The organism is Stenotrophomonas sp. NPDC077421 (genome assembly GCF_049545505.1).
GTDB lineage: Bacteria > Pseudomonadota > Gammaproteobacteria > Xanthomonadales > Xanthomonadaceae > Stenotrophomonas > Stenotrophomonas nematodicola.
Map to the genome: position 1 here is coordinate 39,953 of NZ_JBMWDP010000017.1, position 16,090 is coordinate 56,042.

At 68.3% G+C, this 16,090-nt stretch carries 10 protein-coding genes; 7 read left to right on the plus strand and 3 right to left on the minus strand.

Going from position 1 to position 16,090, the window contains the following annotated elements:
- Positions 1-11: 11 nt before the first annotated feature.
- The 5 genes from ACPEH1_RS11150 to ACPEH1_RS11170 all read left to right on the plus strand — a co-directional run bounded on the left by ACPEH1_RS11150 (position 12) and on the right by ACPEH1_RS11170 (position 4,006).
- Entirely contained in the window at positions 12-443 is a 432-nt protein-coding gene (locus tag ACPEH1_RS11150; RefSeq protein WP_423715797.1) for a cytochrome c-type biogenesis protein, read from the plus strand.
- Entirely contained in the window at positions 437-1,450 is a 1,014-nt protein-coding gene (locus tag ACPEH1_RS11155) for a tetratricopeptide repeat protein (RefSeq protein WP_423715798.1), read from the plus strand. Before ACPEH1_RS11150 ends, ACPEH1_RS11155 begins: the two co-directional genes overlap by 7 nt.
- Positions 1,451-1,522: 72 nt before the next feature.
- Positions 1,523-2,635, plus strand: a complete 1,113-nt coding sequence (gene metX, locus ACPEH1_RS11160) for a homoserine O-acetyltransferase MetX (RefSeq protein WP_313242285.1) — start codon at positions 1,523-1,525, stop codon at positions 2,633-2,635.
- Positions 2,636-2,685: 50 nt separating this feature from the next.
- Positions 2,686-2,967, plus strand: coding sequence for a DUF1294 domain-containing protein (locus tag ACPEH1_RS11165; protein ID WP_051008570.1), 282 nt, complete (start codon positions 2,686-2,688; stop codon positions 2,965-2,967).
- Positions 2,968-3,076: 109 nt separating this feature from the next.
- On the plus strand, positions 3,077-4,006 hold the full coding sequence (locus ACPEH1_RS11170) for a DUF6624 domain-containing protein (RefSeq protein WP_423715778.1): 930 nt from the start codon (positions 3,077-3,079) through the stop codon (positions 4,004-4,006).
- Positions 4,007-4,103: 97 nt separating this feature from the next.
- Here ACPEH1_RS11170 and ACPEH1_RS11175 read toward each other — a convergent pair whose 3' ends face one another.
- Entirely contained in the window at positions 4,104-5,435 is a 1,332-nt protein-coding gene (locus ACPEH1_RS11175; protein WP_423715779.1) for a S41 family peptidase, read from the minus strand.
- 224 nt (positions 5,436-5,659) lie between these two features.
- Between ACPEH1_RS11175 and ACPEH1_RS11180 the strand changes: the two genes are divergently transcribed.
- Together ACPEH1_RS11180 and ACPEH1_RS11185 are read left to right on the plus strand one after the other, a co-directional pair.
- Complete coding sequence (locus ACPEH1_RS11180) at positions 5,660-14,371, plus strand: GH36-type glycosyl hydrolase domain-containing protein (RefSeq protein WP_423715780.1); 8,712 nt, start codon at positions 5,660-5,662, stop codon at positions 14,369-14,371.
- Positions 14,368-14,610 (plus strand): hypothetical protein, encoded by a 243-nt coding sequence (locus ACPEH1_RS11185; protein ID WP_017355098.1) that lies wholly within the window; start codon positions 14,368-14,370, stop codon positions 14,608-14,610. The genes ACPEH1_RS11180 and ACPEH1_RS11185 overlap by 4 nt, the downstream gene beginning before the upstream one ends.
- 149 nt (positions 14,611-14,759) lie before the next feature.
- Here ACPEH1_RS11185 and ACPEH1_RS11190 read toward each other — a convergent pair whose 3' ends face one another.
- Together ACPEH1_RS11190 and ACPEH1_RS11195 are read right to left on the minus strand one after the other, a co-directional pair.
- Complete coding sequence (locus ACPEH1_RS11190; protein ID WP_312710520.1) at positions 14,760-15,284, minus strand: DUF6622 family protein; 525 nt, start codon at positions 15,282-15,284, stop codon at positions 14,760-14,762.
- A 141-nt stretch (positions 15,285-15,425) separates the two neighbouring features.
- A complete protein-coding gene (locus ACPEH1_RS11195; protein ID WP_017355096.1) occupies positions 15,426-15,770 on the minus strand; it encodes a hypothetical protein in 345 nt (114 codons plus the stop codon).
- Positions 15,771-16,090 lie beyond the last annotated feature (320 nt).

Genomic DNA, 16,090 nt, shown 5'->3' on the forward strand with positions numbered 1-16,090 from the left:
CGCTGCTCGCGCTGCTCGCGCTGGCGCTGCTGGCGCTGCTGGCGCCGCTGGCGGCGCTGGCGCAGGCCGTGTCCGACCCCACCCCGCTGCAGTACCGCAACGCCGCCGAGGAAACGCGCTTCCATGCGCTCACCGCCGAACTGCGTTGCGTGCAGTGCCAGAACCAGTCACTGGCCGATTCGGATGCGCAGATCGCCCACGACCTGCGCCGGGAAGTGCTGGCGCTGATGCAGCAGGGCCGCGACGATGCCCAGATCAAACAGTTCCTGGTCGAGCGCTACGGCAGCTTCGTGCTGTACCGGCCGCCGATGGATGCGCGCAACGCACTGCTGTGGTTCGGCCCGCCGCTCGCGCTCCTGGCCGGTGCCGGCGTGCTGGTGTGGGTGGTGCGCCGGCGCGGCCGCCGCATCCAGCCTATCGAACAACGCGAGGATCACTGGTGAGCGAGTGGCTGATGGTGCTGGCCGGGCTGGTCGCGGCGGTCATGGCGATGGTGGTGTTGTGGCCGCTGCGCCGCACCGGCCGCGGGCCCTTTCTCGGTGGGGCGCTGGCAATGGGCATCGCCGGCGCGTCGCTGTATCTGCTGGTAGGCACACCGCAGGCGGCCGAGGAAGCGCAACGCACCGCCCCGGCGACGCTGCGCGACGGTGTGCAGGACCTGGAGCAGGCGCTGGCGCGTGACCCGCAACGCGCCGACGGCTGGGCACTGCTGGGACGTTCGCAGTTGGCGCTCGGCAACCTCGAGGCCGCCAACCGCGCCTATGCACGCGCCATCGCGCTCGCACCGGATGAGCCGGTGGTCCTGGTCGAAGCGGCGCAGGCACGCGCCCAGGCCGACCCGGACAAACGCTTCGACGATACCGCACTGACGTGGCTGCGCCACGCCGCCCAGCTCGCGCCCGAGAGCGAACGCGCCGGCTGGCTGATCGGCATCGCACAGCGCCAGCGCGGCCAGGATGCCGACGCTGCCGCCACCTGGGAAGCGCTGCTGCCGCGCCTGGACCCGGGCGCGGCCACTGCGTTGCGCGAGCAGATCGCCATCGCCCGGGCCAGCGCCGGGCTGCCGGCCGGCCCCGCCGGCTCCGCCGACGCCAGCGCCGCGCGCCCCGGCCTGACCATCAAGGTCATGCTCGACCCGCAGTTCGCCGCGCGTGCACGCCTGCACGGCGATACCAGCGTGTTCGTCATCGCCCGGGTACCGGGCGGCCCGCCAATGCCGGTGGCCGTGGAAAAACACCGCGCCGATGCACTGCCGCTGGTGGTCACGCTGGACGATGCCGACAGCCCGATGCCGACCCAGGCGTTGTCGGCGCTCGACGAGGTGGAGGTGTTCGCCCGGCTGTCCGCGTCCGGCAACGCCACCCGCCAGGAGGGCGACCTCGACTCGGCGGTGGTGCGCGTGAGCCTGCCCCATGCCGCCCCGGTGCAGCTGGTGCTGGGCTCGCCCTGAGCGGGCGATCACCGCGATACAGCGTGCCGCCAGCGGCACCGTGCACCGATTCGGGCGAGCTAGAATGCCCGCATGACTGAATTCATCCCACCGGGCACGCGCTACCACGCCTTGCCCTCGCCGTTCGCGTTCAAGCGCGGCGGCCAGTTGCATGGCGCCCATGTCGCCTATGAAACCTGGGGCACGCTGGATGCGCAGGCCGGCAATGCGATTCTGCTGGTGACCGGCCTGTCGCCGGACGCACATGCCGCCGCCAATGCGGGCAATCCGGCTGCCGGCTGGTGGGAGCCGATGCTCGGGCCGGGCAAGCCGATCGATACCAACCGCTGGTTCGTGGTGTGCGTCAACTCGCTGGGCAGCTGCAAGGGCTCCACGGGACCGGCCAGCATCGACCCGGCCACCGGGCAGCCGTATCGCCTGCACTTCCCGGAGCTGTCGATCGAGGACGGCGCGAACGCGGCCATCGATCTTGTGCGCGCGCTCGGCATCGACCAGCTCGCCTGCGTGATCGGCAATTCGATGGGCGGCATGACCGCGCTGGCCGTGCTGCTGCTTGCGCCCGGCATCGCACGCAGCCACATCAACATCTCCGGCAGCGCGCAGGCGCTGCCGTTCTCCATTGCCATCCGCTCGCTGCAGCGCGAAGCGATCCGCCTCGATCCGCGCTGGGATGCCGGCCAGTACAGCGAAGACAGCTATCCCGAATCGGGCATGCGCATGGCGCGCAAGCTCGGCGTCATCACCTACCGTTCGGCGCTGGAATGGGACGGCCGTTTCGGTCGCGTGCGGCTGGATTCGGACCAGACCGACGACGATCCGTTCGGCCTGGAGTTCCAGGTCGAAAGCTATCTCGAGGGCCACGCGCGTCGCTTCGTGCGCTTCTTCGACCCCAACTGCTACCTGTACCTGAGCCGCTCGATGGACTGGTTCGACCTGGCCGAGTACGCCGACGGCGACGTGCTGGCTGGCCTGGCCCGGATCCGGGTGGACAAGGCCCTGGCGATCGGCGCCAACACCGACATCCTGTTCCCGGTGCAGCAGCAGCAGCAGATCGCCGACGGCCTGCGTGCCGGGGGCGCCGATGCGCAGTTCATCGGGCTGGATTCGCCACAGGGGCACGACGCCTTCCTGGTCGATTTCGCACGCTTCGGCCCGGCCGTGGGCGACTTCCTCGGCACGCTGTGACGCACCTGCGACGCTACCTCGCCCTCACTGCGGCCGGCGCCCTGATCGCCATGACAGTCACCGGCGCGCTGCCGCTGTGGGCCGCAGCCTGGTACGCGCTGACCAGCGCGGTGGCATTTACGCTGTATGGCGTGGACAAGCGCGCCGCGCAACGCGGCACCTGGCGCACGCCCGAACGCACCCTGCAACTGCTGGCCTTCGCCGGAGGCTGGCCGGGTGCCCTGCTCGGCCAGTCCGTGTTCCGCCACAAGCACCGCAAGACCGCCTTCCAAGGGATCTTCGTGCTATGCGCCGTGGCCAACGTCGCCTCGCTGGCCGCCCTGCTCAGATAGTACCGGCCGCAGGCGGGTACCACGACCAACGGCAACGGTGGATCTGCTAGCCTGCCCGTGCACCCGGCAACTCGGACCGGGCCAGCACTGCCGTTCAAGGAGGAATGCCATGCATCCGTGTTCGATCTCTCTGTCCCCCCTGAAGAAGGTCGTCTCCACGGCCCTGCTGCTGTCGGCACCGCTGCTTGCCGGCGCTGCGTCCCCGGGCACCTTCTTCGATGCCGTCGAACAATACGGCGCGGACAATTTTGCTGGCTGTACCCGGACGTTGGACACGCTGTACAACAGCGGCGGCGCGTTCCCCGCCGGTGGCGAACTGCTGCTGGTCGAATGCGCGGCAGCCTCCGGCGATCGCGCTGCCGCGCTGGCCTATATCGACGCCCTGCTGCCCACCGGCCGTCTGCCGCTGGACGACCTGCGCACCAAAACGCGGCCTGGCCTGGACGCCCTGCGCGCCGATCCGGTCTGGCCATCGGTGCTGCAACGCATCGCCGCCGAAGAACACAGACACGCCGCACAACGCGATGATCCCCTGCGCGACGCGCTGCTGCAGCGCGAGGCGAAGGACCAGGCCGCCCAGCACGCCGCGGTCGCGGCCGGCGGCGGCAGCGCCTGGGCGCAGACCACGCCGGTAAGCGTGGAAAACGCCACCTGGCTGAAAGCAACGGTTGCCGAGAAGGGCTGGCCGGAGCGCTCGCGGGTAGGCGCCGATGGCGCCAAGGCCGCCTGGGTGATCGTGCAGCACGCCGATCATGACCCGGCCTTCCAGGCCGAGATGCTGCCACTGATCGAGAACGCCGCAAGGCGCGGTGAAGCCGACCTCGCCGACTACGCCCTGCTCACCGATCGCGTGCTGCTCGCCCAAGGCAAACCGCAGCGCTACGGCAGCCAGTTCAAGGAGAACGCCGACGGCATCTTCGAGCTCCAGCCCACTGCCGATATGGACGGGCTGGACGCACGCCGCCGCGAGGTGGGACTGCAGCCGCTGGCCGCCTACAAAGCCGTACTGGCAGAGATGTACGGCAAGCAGGTTCGCTAGCGCCGGCCGGAACGCCACCGCAGTCCGTCAGGCGACCTGGATGACCACCTTGCCCAATGGCTCCTGCTGAAGCCGGGCGAATGATGCGCACACGCCCTCAAGGCAGCGAACGCAGCCACGCCGCTGCTGCCTCGACGCCGCCCTGCTCACCCGATGCAGGCGTTTCCGGCCGTATGCCCTGCGGATACACATCCCCCTGGCGATCCACGAACATCGCGGTCGTCAACAGGAGTGCGCCGCCGTCGGGAAGTGGATAGGTTCGGTTGGAGGTTGCCCGCCCCGAGGTTGGCTCGCCGAAGAACCGGGTGTCAGGGCGGCCCCTGAATGCAACGGCGACCGCCTCACCAGAGCTGGCGGTCTTCGCGCCCACCAGCACGGCCACGCGACTGCGGGCCAGGTCGATGGTGCATGCCTTGGCGCCGCGAGAAGGCCAGCGGGTCACTGCACCGTCCCGGGTGCGGTTCGCGCCGATGTCGCCAGCGCCGAGCAGCGGACCCAACCCACTCAACATGGGCCACATATTGCCGCCGGTGTTCTGGCGAAGATCGACGATCCAGCCCTTGGACGACGTGGGCGCCAGAGTGGCGATCTTCTCGCAGAGTCCGGCGCTGAATGCGTCGCCGGCTGCGGCATCGGTTCCGCGCAGCCCCGGTACGAGCACGTAACCGATGTCCTGCATCTGCCGCGATTCAATAGCCGTCGATGCCACGGCGGTCGTGCGGGCCGTCGAGGCCTGACCCGGTACCTGCAGGAAACTGTGCCGGTCACCGAGCGCATTCAGCACCCGCTGCAGTCGGCCATACGCCTCCTGCGCAGGACGTTGCGTGAGGCCGGGGGCCCGCATCATCGCCTCCTGGGCTGACCAGTCCACATTGCCCGCGTTCAATGCGTTGGCGCGGATGATCGGAAGCGCATAGGCGATCATGTCGTACGCAGAAACACCTGCCGACACCGCAGGTTCCGACGTCAGCGTGAGTCGCTGGACGTTCACCCGCCCTGCCGCGTCAAGTGTGACGCCCAGCTTGAGGTGGGTCGCGTCCGACGGGATGTAGAGCTGCAGCTCCCTCGCCTGTGCTCCCTCACCGGCGCGGGCTGGGCTGGCCCCCGTGCTTGCGAACGCCAACCGTCCGTCCGGGCCGTCCGCACGCAGCCAGAGCGCAGCGATGCCGGTGCCCTCGGCGACCAGGAGCGAACCGGCCAGACGCACCTCCCGTCCCCGGAAGGCAGTGGCGTCCACTGACGTGATGGCACCGAAGAACGTGTCCTGCCCGACCGACTCGGCAGACACGGTGACCGCTCCCCCCTCGGGCGTCAGGATATCGCCCGCGCCGCTGGTCCGCGCGTGGGGGCCGATGTTGTTCCAGACGGACCGCGCGGTGGCGCCGCCGCTGAGGAGCATCAACACAAGGAACGCAGCCATGCGCACCATACTCAACATCCGTGTCTGAGTGGGATCGCGATGCTAGTTCACGTACGTCTCATTCAACAAGCGGGGGTGTGGCCGGGGAGACGCTCCCGCGCAACGTGAACGGGACCAACGGGGTAGCCAGGCCTCGTTTGCGCCGCAGGACGGCCAACCGGACCGGACCTTCACAGCTACCACGGCAGCACCAATGCAACTATGCATGACGCGACCTGCCTCCCCGGTAACCTATGCCCCACTTTCCTCGTCTTTTCGGCCGTTGGCTGCGCCTGCGTCGTCGCGTACGTTGGCGCTGGCGCGAACGCCAGGCGTCGGCCCCGGCCATCGAGGCCACCGAGGGCCCACTGCGTGCCGCGCTGTACAGCGTTGAACAGATGGAGGTGTATGGCCGCGCCCTCGCGCGCCAGCATCGCGTGAGGATGCGACCTGGCCCGGAGCGCCTGCTTGATCGACTGCAGGCCAACGAGCGTGTCCTGGAAGACGCCAACACGCTGCTCAGCAGCGTGGTGCGCGAACAGCGCCCGGTCACCCCGGCCGGGGAATGGCTACTCGACAACTACTACCTGATCGAAGAACAGATCCAGACCGCGCGGCGTCACCTGCCGCGCGGCTACAGCCGGCAATTGCCTTCACTGGCCTCGGGGCCATCGGCCGGGTTGCCGCGCGTGTATGAACTGTCGATGCAGGCCATCGCGCACGGCGATGGCCGCATCGACGCCGACACGCTGGGCCGTTTCATTGCCTCGTACCAGTCGCTCGCGCCCCTGAGCCTGGGCGAACTGTGGGCCGTTCCCATCATGCTGCGCCTGGCACTGCTGGAGAACCTGCGGCGCATGGCGGCGCGGGTGATGCGCGATGGCACTGACCGTCGCCTGGCGGCGCAATGGGCTGAGAGCCTCAATCGGGCGGCGTCCGACACGCCCACCGATGTGGTCCTGGTGGTGGCCGACATGGCACGGTCCGCGCCCCCCTTGACCGGCGCGTTCATCGCCGAGCTGACCCGCTCGCTGCTGGGGCGCGGTGGCGCATGGGCCATGCCCATCGCCTGGCTGGAACAGTGGGCAGGCGCAGCCGGTCAGCGCATCGACGAACTGGTCGCCGCCGAGGGGCAGCAGCAGGCGGCCGACCAGGTCTCCATCGGCAACAGCATCGGCAGCCTGCGCTTTCTCTCCACGATGGATTGGCGCATCTTTGTCGAAGACATGAGCGTGGTCGAGCAGCGGCTGCGGGAAGACCCGATGGCCGTCTATGCGCAGATGGATTTCGGCACCCGCGACGCCTACCGTCACGTGGTGGAGAAGATCGCCCGCGGCAGCCGCGTGGCGGAGGAGCGTGTTGCGACCATCGCGCTGGACCTGGCACGGGCGGCTGGACCGCCTGATGGGCCACGCACGCACGTGGGCTACTGGCTCGTCGGTGAAGGCCTGCACACCACCGCTGAGGCGGTGGCGCAGACAGCGCCGCGCCACCGCAAGGCACGGCCACTGGCGCATCGCGTGCCGCTTGCGCTGTACCTGCTGCCGATCACGCTGCTGGCGGTGCTGGCCACCGCGGGCCTGTTGGCCGCCGGCAGCGGCGCGGTGCCGGCCTGGCTGGCCGCGCTGCTCGGGCTGCTGGTGTTCAGCGAGCTGGGCATCGTCCTGGTGAACTGGACCGCGACGGTGCTGGTCACCCCCAGGCCGCTTCCGAAACTCGATTTCAGCGAGGGCATCCCTGCATCCTGCGCCACCGTGGTCGCGGTCCCGTCGATGCTGTCCAGCATCGACGGGATCGACGTTCTGAGCGAGGCACTGGAAGTCCGCTTCCTGGCCAACCGCGATCCTCACCTGCGCTTTGTCCTGCTGACGGACTTTCTCGACGCCGCAGCAGCCACCACATCGATGGACGACACCCTGCTTGCGCACGCCGTGGCGCGGATAGAGGAACTGAACCGCCGTTACGTGTCGGAACACGGTGATCGCTTCTACCTCCTGCACCGCCCCAGGCAATGGAACCCGGGCGAACGGGTATGGATGGGGCACGAGCGCAAGCGCGGCAAGCTGGCAGCGCTCAATGCCCTGCTCCGCCGCGGCAACGCGGCCGCATTCATGCGCATCGTCGGTGACACGGCTGCCCTGGTCGGCATCCGCTACGTGATCACGCTGGATGCGGACACGCAGCTTCCACGCGATGCTGCACGCGCATTCGTCGCCACGTTGGCGCACCCGCTCAACCGCCCGCGCTTCGATCCGACGCTGCAACGCGTGGTGGAGGGTTACGGCATCCTGCAGCCCAGCGTCGGCACCAGCCTGGGCAGGCGGCGCACCTCGCGTTTCGCCAGGATGTTCGGCAGCGAGCCCGGCATCGATCCGTACACGCGCATGGTTTCGGACGTCTACCAGGACCTGTTCGACGAAGGTTCGTTCGTGGGCAAGGGCATCTATGACGTCGAGGCCTTCGAGCATGCGCTCGAGGGCCGCCTGCCCGAGAACAGCATCCTCAGCCACGACCTGCTGGAAGGCTGCTATGCACGCGCAGGCCTGGTCAGCGACGTGCGCCTGTACGAAGACTATCCCGAGCGCTACGTTGCCGATGCCAAGCGCCGGGCGCGCTGGATCCGCGGCGACTGGCAGCTGTTGCCCTGGTTGTTGCCGTGGACACCGCGGCCGGCATCTGGATGGGAACGCAACCGGCTCAGTCTGCTGTCACGCGGCAAGCTGCTGGACAACCTGCGCCGGAGCCTGGTGCCGATCGCTGCCCTGGCCTTGCTGGTGGCCGGCTGGCTGTGTGCCGAACATCCGTCCATATGGACGGCGTGGGTGCTCGCGCTGTGGTTTGCGCCGCCATTGATCGGCATGCTGCGCGATGCGCTGAGCGTTCCTGAGGACACGCCGCTGGAAGCCCACTACATCAAGGTGGGGCGCGGAACGCTGCAGTCGTTGCTGCGCGCGTCCACCCAGGTCGCGTGTCTTCCCTACGAAGCGTTGCTGGCCAGTGGCGCGGTGCTGCGCACGCTCTGGCGCATGGCCATCACACGCCGGTATCTGCTGCAATGGAACCCCTCCAGCGAAGTCGAGCGCCGCCTTGGCGGCGACCGCAGCGCGGAATGGCGGGTGATGGCGCCGGCATCGCTGCTGGCGCTCGCGCTGACGGCTGTCGTGGCCAGCGTGCGTCCGCAGGCACTGCCGCTGGCCCTGCCCTTGCTGGTGGCATGGACCTTCGCGCCTGCGTTGATGGCGTGGCTGGGTCGGCCGCCGGTCGCGAGCGTGGCGGAACTGTCGGTCAGCCAGCGGGCGTTTCTTGGCCGGCTGGCGCGGCGTACCTGGTCATTCTTCCAGGCGTGGGTGCGCGAACAGGATCATTGGTTGCCGCCAGACAACATCCAGGAGCATCCCGCGCTGGTGGTGGCGCGACGCACCTCGCCGACCAACATCGGCCTGTCCCTGCTGGCCAACCTGTCTGCGTGGGATTTCGGCTATCTCCAGCAGGACGCAGTGGCGGAACGGACAGCCCGCACGTTCGATACGCTGGACCAGCTGCCGCGCCATCGCGGTCACTTCCTGAACTGGTACGACACCGAAACCCTGGCGCCGCTGCCGCCACGCTACGTCTCCACCGTGGACAGCGGCAACCTTGCCGGCCACCTGCTTACGCTACGCCAAGGCCTGCTCGCACTGGTGGACGCGCCGGTGTTGGCGCCGCACACGTTCGACGGCCTGGCCGATACGCTCGCCGTGCTGGAAGAGGAACGGCAGCGCCATCGCCCCGATGACGCGCCCCTGGGCGACGCCCTCAACCACCTTCGCCAGCGCCTGGCGTCAACGCGTATCGACCCGCCCCGCGGGCCGGCGCAGGTGCTCGGCCGATTGCAGGAACTGGCCGGTCTGGCCGACGCGGTGCTGGTGCAGTGGCCGGAACCGCCATCGCCCGAGGACGGCACGCTGCACTGGCCAGCCCTGTTCGCTGCCGAATGCCATGCCGCCCACGCCTCACTGGCCGGCATCCCTGCCGATGCCGGCGCGGACAGCGACGCGCCGCTGCCCAGCCTGCGCCAACTGGCCGGCCTGCCCGGTACGGCCGGTGCGGATGCACGCGCGCGCATCGAGCAGCTGCAGGACCTGGCACACCGCGCCGGACAGTTCTCGCTGATGGAATACGGGTTCCTGTTCTACCGGACCCGCAACCTGCTGTCGATCGGTTACAACGTCGACGACCACCGCCTCGACAACAGCTTCTACGACCTGCTGGCCTCCGAAGCGCGGCTGTGCGCCTTCGTCGCCATCGCCCAAGGCCAGTTGGCGCAGGAGAGCTGGTTCGCGCTTGGCCGGATGCTCACCGAGGTCAACGGCACGCCCACGCTGTTGTCATGGAGTGGCTCGATGTTCGAGTACCTCATGCCGCAGCTGGTGATGCCGAGCTATCCGGACACGCTGCTCGACCAGACGACGCGGCATGCGGTCGAGGCACAGATCGTCTACGGGCGCACCCTGAACCTGCCGTGGGGCGTGTCCGAGTCGGGCTACAACGCCGTCGATGCCCGCCTGAACTACCAGTACCGCGCGTTCGGAGTGCCAGGATTGGGGCTCAAGCGCGGTCTGGGTCAGGATCGGGTCATCGCCCCCTATGCCAGCATGATGGCGCTGATGGTGGCGCCGGAGGCGGCGTGCCAGAACCTGCAGGCCCTGGACGCATTGGGGTTCTCCGGCCGCTTCGGTATGTACGAAGCCATCGACTACACGCCTGCCCGGGTGCCGCCGGGACAGGATCACGTTCTGCTGCGTTCGTTCATGGCCCACCATCAGGGCATGGGGCTGCTGTCGTTGGATTACCTGTTGCGCGACCAGCCGATGCAGCGCCGCTTCGTTGCCGACGTCGAGTTCCAGGCCACCTTGCTGCTGCTGCAGGAGCGCATCCCGCGCATCGGCGTATTCCATCCACATGAGGTCGAAGCCCTGGGCGAGCACTCCGCCCTGGCCGAACACGAGACGGCCCTGCGCGTCCTGCGCGACCCGGGCGGCCCGCGTCCGGAAGTGCAGCTGCTGTCCAACGGTCGCTACCACGGCATGCTGACCCATGCCGGCGGCGGGTACAGTCGCCACGGCGATCTGTCGCTCACCCGTTGGCGCGAAGACGGCACTACCGATGCCTGGGGTACCTTCTGCTATCTGCGCGATGTGGACAGCGGCGAGTTCTGGTCGGCTGCATATCAGCCCACCTGCGTGCCGATGGACAACTACGAGGCGATCTTCTCCGACGCCAAGGCAGAGTTCCGCGGTGTGCGCCGCAGCTGCGAGAGCCACCTGCAGGTGGCCATCTCCGCCGAGGACGACATCGAACTCAGGCGCCTGCGCCTGACCAACCGCAGCCGTCGCCCGCGCACGGTGGAGATCACCACCTATGCCGAAGTGGTGCTGGCACCTGCAGCGTCCGACGACGCCCACCCGGCCTTCAGCAACCTCTTCGTGCAGAGTGAGATCCTGGCCGCCAAGCAGGCCGTGCTGTGCACCCGCCGACCACGCTCGCACGACGAGGTGCCACCGTGGATGTTCCATCTGGTCGCGGTGCATGATGCGGAGGTGGTGGCGATCTCCTACGAAACCGACCGTGCGCGCTTCCTGGGGCGTGGTAACACCCCGCGGGCGCCGCAGGCGCTGACTACCGATACCGACCTCTCCGGCACTGACGGCTCGGTGCTGGACCCGATCGTGGCAATCCGCGTGCGTGTCGTGCTTGAGCCCGAGCAGACCGTGCAGCTGGACATGGTGTATGGCATCGGCGCCGACCGCCCCGGTTGCGAGGCGCTGGTGGACAAGTACCGTGATCGTCGCCTGGCCGACCGCGTCTTCGACCTGGCCTGGACGCACAGCCAGGTGGTGCGCCGGCAGATCAACGCAAGCCAGGCCGAAGCATCCCTGTACGAACGCTTGGCCGGCCACGTGTTGTACGCCAATGCGCTGCTGCGCGCCGGCACCGGCGTCCTCCAGCAGAACCAGCGAGGCCAGTCCGGGCTGTGGGGCCATGCCATCTCGGGCGACCTGCCCATCGTCCTGCTCAAGGTCACCGACGTGGAGAACGTGGAACTGGTCAGGCAACTGGTGCAGGCGCATGCGTACTGGCGCCAGAAGGGACTTCACACCGATCTGGTGATCTGGAACGACAGCAAGGCCGGCTATCGGCAGGAACTGCAGGACCAGATTCTGGGAATGGTGGCGGCCAGTTCGGAGACCGGCCTGCTCGATCGCCCGGGCGGTATTTTCGTCCGGCCCGTGCAGAACATGAGTCATGAGGACCGCATTCTGCTGCAGGCGGTCGCCCGCGTGGTCATCAGCGACGAGGACGGCACGCTGGTCGCGCAGGTGGGCCGCCAGCCCCTGCCTGCCCGCCGCATCCCGCCCCTGGTGCCGCAGGTGGAGCAGCAGGAACTGGCGTTGTCGATGGAGGCGACGCCCGGGCACCCCGCCATCGCCGGGGCCGGACCCGAGCCCGGGATGCCCCCGGGTCCCGAGCAGGATGAAGAGGTGGACGACCCGTGGCCCTTCCTTCCGTACCGCGGCACCGGCCAGTTCGACAACGGTACCGGCAGTTTCAGCGAGGACGGCCGCGAGTACGTCGTGGTGGTGCGCGAAGGTGCCCCGACGCCGGCGCCGTGGGCCAACGTGATCGCGAACGCCCGCCTGGGCACGGTCGTCAGCGAGAGTGCGCCGGGCTACACCTGGTTTGAGAATGCACACGAATTCCGCTTGACGCCCTGGCTCAATGATCCGGTGTCCGACACGGGCGGCGAGGCCTTCTACCTGCGCGACGAGGAGACCGGCCGTGTCTGGTCACCGATGCCGCTGCCGTGCAGGGGCACCGGTGCGTACCGCACGCGTCATGGATTCGGCTACACGGTCTACGAGCACAGCGAAGACGGTATCGTCAGCGAATTGTGGGTGTTCGTCGACGTCACCGCGCCCCTCAAGTTCTCGGTCCTGCGTCTGCACAACCTCTCGGGCCGGCCACGGCGGCTGTCGGCCATCGGCTACGTTGAATGGGTCATGGGAGACCTGCGCACAAAGTCACGCATGCACGTGGTCACCGAACGCGACCCGCAGACCGGCGCGCTGCTGGCGCGCAACAGCTACAGCACCGAGTTCGGCGGCCGGGTGGCGTTTTTCGACACCGATGCAGAAGGCTGCGGCTGGACCTGTGATCGCCTGGAGTTCATCGGCCGCAACGGCAGCCTGCATGCGCCGGCGGCGTTGCGTCGCGAACGTCTGGATGGGCGGATCGGTGCGGGCCTCGACCCCTGCGCGGCGATCCAGGTGCCACTCACGCTGGGGCCGGGCGACCGGAGTGAAACGACGTTCCGCCTTGGCGCGGGGCGCGACCGCGAGGAAACGCTCGCGTTGGCACACAGCCGCCAGGGCGCCCATGAGGCAATCGATGCGCTGGACGCAGTGCGCATCCACTGGCGCAACGTGCTGGCCACGGTGCAGGTGCGCACGCCCGACCCGGCATTGGACGCGCTGGCCAACGGCTGGCTGGTCTACCAGACCCTGGGCTGCCGCTACCTGGGACGCAGCGGCTACTATCAATCCGGCGGTGCATTCGGCTTCCGCGACCAACTGCAGGACGCGCTCGCGCTCGTGCACGCTCGCCCGGATCTGACCCGCGAGCACCTGCTGCTCTGCGCTGCACACCAGTTCACCGAAGGGGATGTGATGCACTGGTGGCACCCCCCGCAAGGTCGCGGCGTGCGCACCCGCTGCTCCGACGACTATCTCTGGCTGCCCCAGGGCGCATGCCGCTACCTGGAGGTCACTGGCGACGCCAGCGTGCTGGATGAAGTGGTCGGCTTCATCGAAGGTCGTGCGGTGACACCGGAAGAGGAAGGGTATTACGACATGCCCACACCGTCGGTGCAGCGCGGCACTCTGTATGCCCACTGCATCGTCGCGCTCGACCGCGGTTGCCGGTTGCTCGGCGAGCGCGGTCTCCCGTTGATGGGCAGCGGCGATTGGAACGACGGCATGAACCGTGTCGGCGACCAGCAGCGCGGTGAAAGCGTATGGCTCGGATTCTTCCTCCATGACACGCTTCGCCGCTTTGCTGTGCTGGCCGACGCGCGTGGCGACGCCACCCGCGCACAGTGGTGCCAGCGGCAGGCCGAGAGCCTGCGCCGGAATCTGGAACACCACGCCTGGGACGGGGCATGGTATCGCCGCGCCTGGTTCGACAACGGCGCCGCCCTGGGCTCGGCAGAGAACCGGGAATGCCGAATCGATTCGATATCCCAGAGCTGGTCGGTGCTGTCCGGCGTTGCCGCGCCAGAGCGTGCCCGCCAGGCATTGGATTCGCTCTATACGCATCTGGTGCGGAAGGATGCCAAGCTGATCCAGCTCCTCGACCCGCCCTTTGACAAGACGACGGAGGACCCTGGCTACATCCGCGGGTACGTCCCGGGTGTGCGTGAGAATGGTGGGCAGTACACCCACGCGGCAGTGTGGGCGGCGATGGCATTCGCACAACAGGGAGATGCGGTGCGCGCCTGGGAGCTGGCCGGCATGATCAACCCTCTCAATCACACCCGAGACCCGGCAGCGGTGCAGACCTACCGCGTCGAACCCTACGTGTTGGCGGCCGATGTATACGCCGTGTCGCCGCACGTCGGGCGAGGCGGCTGGACGTGGTACACCGGCTCGGCCGGGTGGATGTATCGCCTGCTGGTCGAATCCCTGCTCGGCATACGCCGCCAGGGCGATCGTCTGTCGCTTGCACCGTGCCTGCCCGATCACTGGCCGTCATTCGAACTGAGCTACCGCTTCGGCCGAAGCTTCTACGAGTTCGTGGTGACCCGCAGTGCACAGGGTCAGCCTACGCTGCAGGTGGACGGGATCCCGCAGCCGGACCTGACCGTGCTGCTCCGCGATGACGGTCATCATTACCGTGTCACGCTTGACCTGGGGGCGGCCCCCACATGAGCCTGCGCCCCGAAATACAGGTACAACTTGATGCGCTGGGCGACATGCTGGTCCACTGGTTGGATCAGGTGCGGCATCCGGCGCAGTTCTGGCCGCAGTTTGAAGCGTTGGCGGCAGAGATTCTGGACCAATGCGAGCATGCGGAGCGGGACCAGGCGCACGCGCACATCCACGCCATGCTCAAACGCCACGCGCTGGAGCTCCCGGCCGGGTACGAACGTGACGACAACCTGGAGTAGGTCAACGGCCGTGCTTGAGGACCGTCAACCTCTTTGCGCCAGCACGCCCCGCCTCCTTTCCTGCCAGCGAACGTTTCCGGCCAGAAGCAGACACCCTCACGGGCCGGCAGGTCAACGGGAGCCTGCAACCGCCCAAGCCCCTCCCTACCTCAGTGCACCGGGCCCAGATTGCTGGGCATGCCCCTGCGCAGCACCGACAGATACCGCAAGTACTTGCCAACGAAGATGCCGGTGAACCCACCAGACAGCAGCAGATACGCGGCACTGAAGTTGCCGTTGGCACTGAGCGCAGGCGACACCGCAAGCGCCACCTCGAACCCGTACTTCACCAGGAACGTGACCAGCAGCAGCGGCAGCAGGCTGTAGTCCGCACTGCGCCACAGCTGGCCCGTTGCCTCATCAACCGTCAGCGTCGCCCGGCGCAGCAGCACCCAGCCAAGCATCGCACCTGCACAGATGCCGGCGAGCCACTCGCTCCACGCCACCAGCGAACCGCCGTAGCGGTGGCTGATCGACCAGATGCCCCACACCATGAACAGGGCCGGGACGATCGCCAGCCTACGCAGGGAGGTCTGTCCCGGCCGCATGGCCGCGACGCCGCGGGTGATGAGATACGCAAGGATCACCCAGACCCAGATCGGGGTGTGCGAGAGGATGGGCTGCAGCTGGGTCACGGGAGGTCCTATCAGTGAGTGGCCGCACGGAGGGCGGTGGTGGCCCTCACTATTGACGGACCGGCCTACCTGAACAAGTGACAGGTGTCAGCGATACCAGATGACTGCTATTGCGTCCGGGCGCGCGTAGCGGACGCCCGCTCAGGCCGGCGGAGCGGCTATGGCCGCAGCGGGCATGGCACCGGCAGGCGCCATCGCAGGCGGGCCGGCCCCCGTCCGCTCGCTGGCGGCGGCCAGGGCCTGGTTGATGCGCTGCGTGGTACCGCGCTGGTCCAGGTCCACGCCGATGAAGTAGGCGAAGCGGCCATCGCATCGCAGCTGCGTGGACTCGAGACCTTCCGTATCCGCCAGGACCCGCTTCAATGCCTTGGCCCAGCCGCGCCCCGGCACGCAGTTCAGTTCAACCACCACCACCGACTCGCCGCCATCCAGCGGCAGAGCCTCCAGACGGACGACTTTCGGCGCTGCATGTAACCGGGCACTCATGGCTGGAAGCTCCTGCAAGGTGGCGACGGCCGAAGTATCCACGGCGTGCGCCAAGGGCCTGTCAAGGTGAGGACAGCCCCATGTGTACGTGTGAGCTTCGCACTGCCGAACTGACGCCGTCAGCGCTCCAAAGGCCCGAGCTCTTTCATACGGCGCACGCAGCCGGCAGGATATGCCCTTTAGAACGACTCCTGCTGCAGCCACGCGGTGAGGCGCCGCGTCGCGGCCTGCGCGGTCAGGATGATGTCGCCCCCCTGTCGATGGATCGCATCGAACCGGGCCACCGTGGTATCCGTCGCGATCCGGACTCACTGCTCTCC